The sequence below is a fragment of the Clostridium sp. LIBA-8841 genome (genome assembly GCF_057782475.1).
On the sequence record NZ_CM173488.1, the window covers coordinates 3,206,283 to 3,217,489 of the forward strand.

Genomic DNA, 11,207 nt, shown 5'->3' on the forward strand with positions numbered 1-11,207 from the left:
TTTTCTTCAAATAATTGATTTAATATTAAAAAAATTAGTCAAGACTTTTAATATGCTATAATATCTACGTACATAAAATTTGATAAAATAAATCTTAATCTAAGGAGAAATATATAAATGTTTATAATTACTTACAAAATTCCAAAAGAACTTGTGGATGAAAAAATAGAGTTACTTCAAATCAATGATATTTTTAATGTTTATTATGAATCCCCTTTAGATATAACAACTGATATGTTTGGTTATGGTTATGTTGAAAAAGAAGGTGTTATCGTTGATTTAAAGGTTGCTTTTGATGGTAATTTAGAAGACTTTGAAACTTTTAAAAATCAAATTTCAAAATTACTTAATGAAGAGCCTTCTTCAATTGATGAAGTAAAAAATGAATTCGAGGAATTTTATATTGCTCCTATCCACCTAAACGAAAACTGGGTATTATGTGCTCCAACAGAAAATTTTCAAGATAAAAATGTAATATTCTTTACTCCTCAAGGTGCCTTTGGTACTGGTTTACATGAAACTACTCAAGATATATTAAAGTTCATAATAAGAGAAGATTTTAAAAATAAATCTCTTCTTGATTTAGGAACTGGTTCAGGAATTCTTTCTATTGCTGCTGGAGTAAAAGGAGCTTCAAAAATTATGGCTGTTGATATAAGAAATGTAGAAAATGAAGTTCTTTTAAATGCCTCTTTAAATGAATTAGAAAATATAGAAGTGATTGTAGGAAATGTTCTTGATAAGGACTATACTTTAGATGAAAAATTTGATTGGATATTCATAAATATAGGTGGAGAAGAAACTGAAATGTTTATGGATTTTATTGATGAACACATAAAAGATACTGGTAAGCTTCTAGTTTCTGGCCTTGTTGAATGGAGCTTTGACTGGGTTAGAGAGAAAGTTGAAGCAAAAGGCTTTAAGCTTAATGAGAAATTCCAAACTAAAGAATGGTGTACAGCCATATTCTCAAAATAAAATTTAACTATATAAATAATTATTATTTCTATTTTTATTTTAAACTAGTATTTATTTTTAGCTAGAACCATAAGTCCATCTTAATAAGCATTTAGTATTGCATCATATAATTAAGAATAATAGCGTTAAGAAGCCTTTTCTGTTTGAGCGTAATTAAATCTGAAGGTCTAGCTGAAAATAAATCACTACTAAAAAAGAGCTTTAAAATTATACTAAAGGTCTAATCATAACTAAAATTTTATTTTCCTTATCCTCTAATTCAACTCTTTCCTCAAGGTTAAAGAAACCAACTGATCTATAAAAACTTATTAATTCATCATGATTTCCATCTGCTAAAACCTTAACTCTTAAAAGTTTATATCCTTTTTCTTTATAAAAAGCTGCCACATTATTTATAAGCTCTTCTTCAAAACCTCTTTCTTCATATCCATAAAGCATTTTAATAAAATAAATCTCTGCAGATTCTTCTGTTAAAGGCTTCATTGAAAGAAATCCTATTTCTCTATTATTTTCTATGTATGTATAAAATGGTATTTTCTCTATTTCCTCAATTATTCTTTCAACAATATGTTTATTATGAATTTCATCCTTAAAATCATTTATTAGGTTATAAGCTAATTCTTTTTTTAACTCTATGTTATCAATGCTTTTTATCATAATAGTTCCTCCCACATCTCTTTACTTGTGTTACTTTACTTTATATTACACCAAAAATTATGATTTAAGAATATTTTTTTACATTTATTTCATGCAAATATGAATCTCCTTTTAAATTGTTATTAATATTAATCTATATATTATTTAAATTATTTATTATTTTTAAGCGGAATTTTATCTATACTAAAATCCCGCTTTCTATATTAATAATTATTCTAAATTTAAGTTGTAAGATTAAAAATATTGAATACATCTACTATTCCATAACCAAGCTGTGGATTTGGATAAGTATCGCCTTTTCTTTTTCTTGTTCCCCTGGCAATAAAAGACTTTAAAGTTTGAGAGAACATATAAGGATAATTTCCCTGTACTATTCCCCATTGGAAAAGCAACAGACAAATTCCAGCTACAACAGCCGCCGCGACACTTGTTCCATTTGCAAGAGTTGTTTTATTATTTGGCGCAATAGTAAGAGCATTTGTCCCTCCAGCTGCAACATCTATTACATCAATATAATTATTGACAAAAGCTCTTCCTGAATAATTTAATAAAGTATTATTTACTTGATTGTATGCCGCTACAGTTATAACAGAGTAACTTGTTCCTGGAGTAGTTATAGTTCCATATGGATCTGGGGGTATCATTCTAGTATCTGGTTTACTTATCCCTCTTGCCGGCAACCAAATATTATATCTACCTTCTATTTCTTTTAAACCTCTAAACTTAAAATTCCATGTTCCTGGTTGAACATTATCTAGTATAATAAGTATTAAAGCATCTTCATATAGCTCTTCAGGTATATAATAACTTACTAAGACTGTAGTTCGCTCAATTATAAAATTATAGTTAACTCCTTTACCAAAAAAAGGCTGAATTTCTCCTGTTGATCCTCCTGTTGGAGAAATAACTTCTAAAGATGCTATAACAGGTGTTTCTATCCAAACTTCAATATTAATTTTCTTCTGATTTTTATCTATAATAAATTCATGAGTAGTTACTTGCCTATCAGGTTTTATAATTCCAGATCCATGTATCAATGCTGTCCCCTCATTACCTGCTCCAGTGACTACTGCAATTCCTCTACTTATTAATATAGATTCTAAAAACTCTTCCAAAACACTGGTTCCTTTATGACTTCCTCTATTAGTTCCTAAAGGCATATATATAATCATACTTTGTGATACCTTTAAGAAATATGAATATAAATACTGTACAGCTGTAAATACTTCCGTAACATTATAAACAGGTATATCTATATCATATGCTTTTTTATAGTAGGCTGCTTGCGCAAGTTTTACAACTAAAAATTTACAATCTGGAGCAACCCCCTTTAAATCAGGATTTTTCCCTGTTGAACCAATTATTCCAGCCATAGATGTACCGTGTCCAATTTCATCCTTTGATGGAACTATTGTATATGGATCTCCTCCTTCCCTACTTAATCTTATGGCTCTATTTATCTCGTCTTCTGTATAAAAAGTTCCATAAGGTAAATTTTGTCCATTTGGATTATTACTTGAAATGGTTTGATCCCAAATACCTAAAATTCTTGTATTCCCATTGGAATCCATTAATTCTTCATTTAAATAATCTATTCCAGTATCTAAAATGCCAATAATTACTCCTTTTCCGGTTAAATTAAAGTATGACTCTACCTGAACGTATTCTACATTAGCTGCCTCTAAAGGGCTTATTTGTTGAAGCACATAAGCCTCTGGGTTTTGTATATAAGTAATAGTCTCAACCTCTACATACCTTCCATCTTCTTTCTTATATCTAATCATCGATAAGTCATTTTCATATTCTTGTAGATTTCTATCTACAGTTATTATTGCATATCTATTATTAATTAAAGTAGGAAATACTCCTTTCACACCAGAAAATTCACCTATGATATCTCCCTGATACTGAACTAAATAACTTACATAATTTGCATTATTAAATATATCTTTTGGAGCTGAAGATTTAAATTCCATTCTACTCCCCCCTAATATAAGTCAGAAGGTACACTAATAAATAACCTTCCAAAATAATATTCAACATAATTTTTATTAATTTGATTACTTCTAAAAGGTGTTAATGGTACTGCTGTAATATTTTTGAATACCTCATATAGGTCTAAAAATCCATATCCAGTATTTTCATTAGGATATGTTTGTCCTTGAGTTCTGACAGCTCCATATACAAGATAACTTCTCACCTTGCTTGAATTCATAGTTATATCATTTCTATTTACAATTCCCCATTGTAATAATAAAGCGCAAACCCCAGAGACTATTGCTGTGGCTGGTGAACATCCTGACATCCTTACAACTTGATTATTTTGGGATATTGTCAATATATCTTTTCCAGCAGTAGTTATATCTGGATTTATCCATCCATTTACATTAAATCCTTTACCAGATTCAGATAACAATGACTGCGTTTGACTATTATAATAAGCTACAGTTGTTAAATATCTAGCAGTAGATGGTACCATAAGAGTATTTAATGGATCCGGCTTAAGAAATCTAGTATTTTCAGGTAATAAGATACTTGGGGATAGCCATATATCATATCTACCATTAACTATATAATCTCCTCTCAACTCAAATGTCCATATTCCAGGTTTTATATCTTTAAATCTAATTACAATAAGTTCATTACCTGTAAAGGTATCAGGCGTATAATAATTAATATCAACACTTGTATTAGTTAGTATAAATTTAAATGACCTTTCTAAGAAAATCTTAGCATCTATAAATGAAGATGCTTCTCCACTAGGTGATATTATATTTAATGACATAATATCAGGTCTTTGTATCCAAAACTGTAGATTAAAATTTTTTATTTCTCTAGGTATTAATAATTCAATTTTTTCAATGCTATTTTCACTTTTTATTATTCCAGCAGCATGTCCCTGTGCAGCACCCTCATTTCCTACACCAACAACTACTGCCACCCCTCTTATTGATCCAATAGTAGTTAAATACCTAGAAAAAAGTCCTCTTCCATCATGACTTGCTTCAGTACATCCTATTGCTAAACAAATTACTAAAGGTCTATTGATAGACTTAGCAAAATTCTTAAGATATTCAATTCCAGCTATAATCTCAGATTCATTATAAATTGGAACATTCTCTATCCCATTCTCTCTGAACTCTTTTTCATAACTAAGTGATGTTAATAACTTTACTACAGCAAAATCACAATTAGGAGCAATTCCCTTAACAATCCTATTGTATCCTCTTGCCCCTATTATGCTAGCTAACTTAGTTCCATGACCGATTTCATCCTTGCTATCAACAACATCATATGGATTTCCTCCATTCATCTTGCTTTTAATTGCATTATTTATATCTTCATTTGTAAATATAGACCCTAAATAAACTGATGGATCTGGTTTTTTTGTACTTTTTTGATCCCAAATAGTTAATATTCTTGAGTTATCATCTTCCCTCATAAATTCTCTATTAAGATAATCTATCCCAGTATCTACTATTCCTACCACAACACCACTACCATTAAGACCTAAATAAGGATTATTTACTACTGTTGGTATATTATCAACATCTTGTGGCGACACATCTTGCAATACATAGGGTACTCTTGTTTGTATATAAACAATTGATGGAACATCCTTTCTTAATTGCTTCAAATACTGTGGTGGAGTTGAGACAACACCTAATGTATCATTAATTGCCTCTCCACAAGCATATGGAATCTTTTCTAATTCTTCCTTTAAGTTACCTCTATATTCCACTAAGTAATCTGGAGAATCTGCACTTAAAAAATTAGGACATTGACTTACTTCTATGACTACTCACCTCTTAAATAGAACTCTTAATTTAATGTACTCTATATTTTTAGTGGTGTTACAAATAAAACCTTTTATTTGTGAATTTCAATATAAATTTATAAAAATTAATAACGCTAATTAACTATTTAATCTAAAAAGTATCAACAATTTTATCCTCATTCTAACTATAAAAAATCTTATTTTTAAAAATCCTTTTACCTAAAACTCATTAATAAGAATGGTAAGAAAAGAATCCAATCATTTAATATATGTACAAATAGAGATATTAGAATATTTTTTGTTTTTATATATGGGAAAGTGAGTATTAATCTTGCTATTCCTATTGATAAAACTGCTTGAATAATATTCCAATTGTAAGTTGGCAAATGCATTGCACCAAAAATTAAAGCAGATACAATCCAGGCTATTATAATAGCAGTTTTTCTTGAAGTCTTTAAATTTCTTTTAGCAAACTGTAAGATAACCAAGAATGGAATAATAGTTATCAATTCTTCTCCGAAAAGCATGGGTATCATCATAAGAAAAAATTTAAGATTATTAATTGGAGAATTCCCTTGAATAATATGTACTGCTGGATTTACATCAGCACTTGCGAATTTTACAGTTAAAAATCCAACTATAAAAGTAACAATCAAATTAGTTATCAATACTAATATTACTAATATTATATCCTTAAAATGAACCTTTCTGAAAAGCTTAATCCAATTTGATTTAACAACTATCATTAATGAACCAAGAGGGACTATAATATTTATAAAAGGGGTTAAAAAATTTAACCTTGTTGCCCCTAAAAATATAAATAATATTACACTTCCAATTGAAGCCATAACTAAAAAAAGACTTTGAATAGGTGTAAATGCTGTCTTATCATCATTGTAAAAAGGAAAATCATCCTCCTTATTTTCAAACTTAAAAAAATTAGTTTTATTCATATTACTATCTCCTTTACAAATTACTTTTACTATTATGTGAATATTTTTAACATTATATTAAATGGTATTAATTGTGTCAAAAATATTTCTTATATTTCAAAGATATTTAATTTGTAAAATAATAGCTCTTTTTCTTATATAAACTTCTTTTTATTAAAAAACAAATCATATAATTAAATTTTATTATATAAATCAGTAAATTAATCTTTAAACCTTAATTTTTCATATAGAATATTTGCTTAATATTTAAGATTAATTTAATAAAAATTTATGCTACTTTCTTTATTATCAATCTAAAACATTATATAAATCTTTAACAAAAAAAGATTAGAATAAAAATATCCTAATCTTTTTTCATTAATATAATATTATCTTTTATTAAGCTTTACCACAGTCTCTACATGTGGAGTGTTAGGGAACATATCCATAAGTAGAGTTTTCTCTATTTCATATCCCTTAGCTTCTAAAACTTTTAAATCAGTTACTAAAGTCTTAGGATTACATGAAACATAGATTATTTGTGGTGCATTAAATTTTATAACGTAGTCTAAAGCCTTTGGATGCACTCCACTTCTTGGTGGGTCTAGAATTATTATTTCTGGCTTATCCTTAATTGTTTTTATAACCTCAGTTACATCTCCTGCTATAAAGTTACAATTATCTAATCCATTTAATTTAGCATTCTCATTAGCTGCCACAACAGCCTCTTCTATAAGCTCAATTCCAATAACCTTTGAAGCTTTTCCAGCAGCTATTTGGCCTATTGTTCCTGTTCCACAATAAAGATCAAATACAACCTTATTATCAGCACTTCCCATGAAGTCTCTAACTATGCTGTATAACTTCTCAGCTCCTAATGAGTTTGTTTGGAAGAATGAGAATGGTGATATTTTAAAGTTTAACCCTAAAAGGTTCTCTGTTATAAAATCATCTCCATATAGAATGTTTACTTTTTCCGGTATAACAGCCTCTGATAAAGCATCACTTTCTGTATGTATTATTGATTTTAATTTTCCTTTTAAATCTAATCCTTTAATAATTTCAGTAAACTCTGTTAAATCAAAATCTATTTGAGTTGTTGTAACTAAGTTTACAAGAACCTCTTCTGTTTTAACACTTTTTCTTACTACTAAATATCTTAAATATCCTGTTCTAGGCATTATTTTATAGAAAGGTAATCCTTTTTCTCTAAAATATTTAACAGTTGTATCTAGTATTTTTCTAAAATCTTCATCAACTAATACACACTCATCAACATTCACTATTCCAAAAGATTTTCCTTTCATATGCATTCCAAGAGTAAGAGAACCACCTTTTTCCTCATCTCCAAAAGTGTACTCCATTTTGTTTCTGTACTCCCATTGAGTTGGACTAGTTTCTATTCCTAAAAACTCTCCAGTAGGAACTTCAGCTTCTCTGAATAAATCCTTAACTTGTTCAACCTTAAGCTCTAATTGTTTCTCATAAGGAATTGTTTGTGAAGAACATCCTCCACACACTCCAAAGTGAGAACATTTTTTATTCTCTTCATAACTAGCTTTTTCTCTAACTTCAGAAACTCTTATTTCTGCATACTCTTTTCTTTTCTTAGTTACTCTTCCAAAGACTTTTTGCCCTGGGAAAGTATTCTTAGCATAGACTTTTAAGCCATCTACAAATCCGAATCCTTTAGCAGGGAATTCTATTCCCTCTATTACTAATTCTATTTCATTACCTTTTCTCATTAGTTGTCTCCCTTACTAATAATTATTTATTTTCTAAATACCTTTTCACCTAATGTTAATTTGAACTTTTTACCTTCCATTATAGCTCTGTAAAGTATGTTCATAATAACAAATATTACAAAGTAGAAAGGAATTCTTCCTTCTACTGATATCTTATACCCAAAAGGTCTCATTAATAAATCTACTATGAAGAATGCTGCTAAAGATAATAATAATACTACTGTTTGATCTATAACTCCTTCAAGTATTCTTTTTAAGAAAGATACTTTTTTCTCCCCTTGTTCACCAATATCTTTTTTGTGATCCTCTTTTTTATTCATAAATTCCTCATTATCAATAGCCATAGTATTTGTATCTAATGATACAGTCTCTAGTATTGCTGCTTCTTTTTCATATGAGTCCATTTTTCCATTTTCATTTGTTGTTGATGTTTCATCACTTTTTAAAGCATCATCTTGCTCTTTAGTGAATTTGTTATCGTCCATAATATCCTCCTAAAAGCATTAAATATTATTCTGAAATACATTAATTAAATATACTATATTTATTATCTTATGTAAATCAAATCTATTTAATTATAGTGTATTATTATGGCAAAACTATTACATTTTCATTATTAATGTAATAAAAGAGAAGCTTTTAAATTAAAAGCTTCTCTTTATTATATTAATCTTAATTTAATGCTCTATTTGAAATAAAATTTAATTCATAAGAATCAACTTTTCCATCAAAATTTATATCAGCTTTTACGTTTAACTGATCCTCTTCATTAAATTTATTGTAGTAACGAGAAGCTATTGATAAATCACCAACATTGATTTTACCATCTCCATTAACATCACCAGTGCTTTCAGTTATTAAACATTTATCAAATAATACTATTTGTGCCTTTAAATATTCTATGATATCTATTACTTCTTCAGTAGAGGCATCTTTATTATCATATATCTCTTTAGCTTTATTTCTAGCTTCTTCTAATCTTAATTTGCTTCCTAAATGATACTGCCAATTTTTTATTCCCTCTTCAGCCTCACTTAATTTACCTTCCGCTAAATCTAATTCAACCTTTAAATCACTTTTTATATCACTATTATTTGGAGATATTCTATAAACCTTTGCTCCATGTGCAGGAATATTTTCTCCTAATATTTCATTAGTAATAGTATTTTCAGTATTATCCCATAATTCTTTTAAATTATAGCTTTCTGCTTCTTCAAATGAACCCTCATTTACTATATCTATTCCTCGTATGATTTCATTTATATCTGTGCTTATATTGCTTGTATCTCCACTTCTATTAAAAAGTAATAAGCCAACATCACCATTCTCTAATGGTTTCGCCAAAACCTCATAATCACCATCATCACGAATTCTAACAGCTTGCTTTCCTAAGGTATCCTGATTTAAGGCAATTATTTCTTTATTAGTTATTATATTTAACACATCATCGCTAATATTTCTAATATCATTTCCTAACATAAGAGGTGCTGCCATCATAGCCCATAAACTAAAATGAGATTTATTTTCCTCATAGTTAATTCCATCTAACCCTACAACCAGCATATCAGGATCGTTCCATCCATTTGGCCCTGCATACTCTGCTAAAACAACATTCTCATCATATATTTGCATTATTTTTGACCAAGATGCCTCTCCTGCTGAACTTGTAATATCATATGTTGTTCTCCATAAATGTCCTAAGTCACCTGCCCATAACCATGGATTATTACTTCCCCATTCACAAATGCTAAATACAACATCCCTATCATATTTAAGAAACTCATTAGTCATAGCCTTATAACTTTTATATGCCATTTGCATATTATATTCTTCATCATTTCCATGGTTATAAATTCTGATTTTATTAACTCCATTTTTCAAATTAAGCGTTATATTTTTTTCTTTAGCATCATCAACTCCCCATCCATTTGTTCTAGGGAAACTATATACATCTCCTTCAACTCCATTAACATCTATCTTAGCTTTTCTATCTCCATCAGCTCCAATATACTTAAAAGCTAAATTATATTCTCCATCCTCAGGCACATCTAAAGTTAATATAAGCTCTCCTTCATTGTTTCCTATCCAGCCAACAAAGCCATTATTTACTTTAGCTTTTCCTACTAATTCTCCTGATTCAGCTTCAATTTCTTTTTCAAAGTTATTTCTACTTAATATTACCTTATCTATATCTGGAGTATATGCCATATTAGTTCCTACAAGTGGATTATTACAAAAATCATATTTAAAATAATCTACTCCCCATTCAACAAATTGTTTGGCATCCTTCTCTTCCCTTCCAAAACTACCTGGTAACCCCATACAAGTTCCTGTTCCTGCTGAATTATACATTCCAAATTTCAATCCTAATTCATGAATGTAATCTGATATCCCTTTAAATCCATTAGGGAATTTAGTTTTATGAGGAACTAAATTCCCCTCTTCATCTCTTCTAGGTTCTATATACCCATCGTCTAATACTAAATATTCATATCCTGCATCCAATAGGCCTTTTTCTACCATTGCATCAGCAGTCTCTTTTATAACTTTTTCATTAGGATTTCCCATAAAAGTATTCCAGCTATTCCACCCCATCGGAGGTGTTGGTGCTAAATCTTTTTTATTCTTCACCTCAATATTTTTTTTATTTTCAGTCGCTTTAGCTTCATAAGTATTTAAAGGTGATATTATTCCAAGTGAAAAAGCTCCAATTAAAAGCAATGCTATTTTAACTCTTCCTCTTTTCATTTATAATACTACTCCTTTTAAAACTAAAGAACTTTTCTTAATTCTTTTACTTTATAGTTTTTAATTACTCTCTCCTTAGATTCAGTAACAACAATTATATTTACTACTCCATCTTTACAATTTAAAACCTTACCCTTAACTTTGCTTCCAATTACATTTACTGATGTACTCTTCTTTATAGGCTTAATATTTTTTGAACCACAGAACTCACACTCTTCACTTTCTAAAAACAGTCTTCTACATTCTAAGCAATAATCTAAATTTTGCATAAAAAAAATCCTCCCACCAAAATTATTGGAGTTAACTCCTAATAAATTTGTATGAGAAGATCGCTAAAATAATACTAATTATTATGTTTTATTATATTAT

General features: G+C 28.8%; 9 protein-coding genes. 1 reads left to right on the forward strand and 8 read right to left on the reverse strand.

Translation table 11 applies throughout. From position 1 onward, the window contains the following. Window positions 1-117 precede the first annotated feature (117 nt). Complete coding sequence (locus tag AC2A4K_RS14065) at window positions 118-978, forward strand: 50S ribosomal protein L11 methyltransferase (protein ID WP_322503118.1); 861 nt, start codon at window positions 118-120, stop codon at window positions 976-978. 207 nt (window positions 979-1,185) lie between these two features. Here the strand turns inward: AC2A4K_RS14065 and AC2A4K_RS14070 are convergent, their stop codons facing one another. The 8 genes from AC2A4K_RS14070 to AC2A4K_RS14105 form a co-directional block, all read right to left on the reverse strand. Continuing rightward, a complete protein-coding gene (locus AC2A4K_RS14070) occupies window positions 1,186-1,635 on the reverse strand; it encodes a GNAT family N-acetyltransferase (protein ID WP_322503119.1) in 450 nt (149 codons plus the stop codon). 221 nt (window positions 1,636-1,856) lie between these two features. Continuing rightward, a complete protein-coding gene (locus AC2A4K_RS14075; RefSeq protein WP_322503120.1) occupies window positions 1,857-3,611 on the reverse strand; it encodes a S8 family peptidase in 1,755 nt (584 codons plus the stop codon). Window positions 3,612-3,622: 11 nt separating this feature from the next. Continuing rightward, complete coding sequence (locus AC2A4K_RS14080; protein ID WP_416173350.1) at window positions 3,623-5,431, reverse strand: S8 family peptidase; 1,809 nt, start codon at window positions 5,429-5,431, stop codon at window positions 3,623-3,625. A gap of 197 nt (window positions 5,432-5,628) precedes the next feature. Beyond that, a complete protein-coding gene (locus AC2A4K_RS14085) occupies window positions 5,629-6,366 on the reverse strand; it encodes a CPBP family intramembrane glutamic endopeptidase (RefSeq protein WP_322503122.1) in 738 nt (245 codons plus the stop codon). A 368-nt stretch (window positions 6,367-6,734) separates the two neighbouring features. Next, window positions 6,735-8,090 (reverse strand): 23S rRNA (uracil(1939)-C(5))-methyltransferase RlmD, encoded by a 1,356-nt coding sequence (gene rlmD, locus AC2A4K_RS14090; RefSeq protein WP_322503123.1) that lies wholly within the window; start codon window positions 8,088-8,090, stop codon window positions 6,735-6,737. Window positions 8,091-8,116: 26 nt separating this feature from the next. Then, the gene (locus AC2A4K_RS14095) at window positions 8,117-8,575 is read right to left on the reverse strand and encodes an RDD family protein (protein ID WP_322503124.1); all 459 of its coding nucleotides are present in this window, start codon (window positions 8,573-8,575) and stop codon (window positions 8,117-8,119) included. Window positions 8,576-8,762: 187 nt separating this feature from the next. Then, window positions 8,763-10,838, reverse strand: a complete 2,076-nt coding sequence (locus tag AC2A4K_RS14100) for a dockerin type I domain-containing protein (protein ID WP_322503125.1) — start codon at window positions 10,836-10,838, stop codon at window positions 8,763-8,765. A 23-nt stretch (window positions 10,839-10,861) separates the two neighbouring features. Next, window positions 10,862-11,107: a hypothetical protein gene (locus tag AC2A4K_RS14105; protein ID WP_322503126.1), complete on the reverse strand. Its 246-nt coding sequence runs from the start codon at window positions 11,105-11,107 to the stop codon at window positions 10,862-10,864. Between the last annotated feature and the right edge of the window lie 100 nt (window positions 11,108-11,207).

What these genes read in the sequence shown, in the direction of transcription:
- AC2A4K_RS14065 (WP_322503118.1), top strand. Translation starts at nt 118, where the DNA reads ATGTTTATAATTACTTACAAAATTCCAAAAGAACTTGTGGATGAAAAA.
- AC2A4K_RS14070 (WP_322503119.1), bottom strand. Translation starts at nt 1,635, where the DNA reads ATGATAAAAAGCATTGATAACATAGAGTTAAAAAAAGAATTAGCTTAT.
- AC2A4K_RS14075 (WP_322503120.1), bottom strand. Translation starts at nt 3,611, where the DNA reads ATGGAATTTAAATCTTCAGCTCCAAAAGATATATTTAATAATGCAAAT.
- AC2A4K_RS14085 (WP_322503122.1), bottom strand. Translation starts at nt 6,366, where the DNA reads ATGAATAAAACTAATTTTTTTAAGTTTGAAAATAAGGAGGATGATTTT.
- rlmD (WP_322503123.1), bottom strand. Translation starts at nt 8,090, where the DNA reads ATGAGAAAAGGTAATGAAATAGAATTAGTAATAGAGGGAATAGAATTC.
- AC2A4K_RS14095 (WP_322503124.1), bottom strand. Translation starts at nt 8,575, where the DNA reads ATGGACGATAACAAATTCACTAAAGAGCAAGATGATGCTTTAAAAAGT.
- AC2A4K_RS14100 (WP_322503125.1), bottom strand. Translation starts at nt 10,838, where the DNA reads ATGAAAAGAGGAAGAGTTAAAATAGCATTGCTTTTAATTGGAGCTTTT.
- AC2A4K_RS14105 (WP_322503126.1), bottom strand. Translation starts at nt 11,107, where the DNA reads ATGCAAAATTTAGATTATTGCTTAGAATGTAGAAGACTGTTTTTAGAA.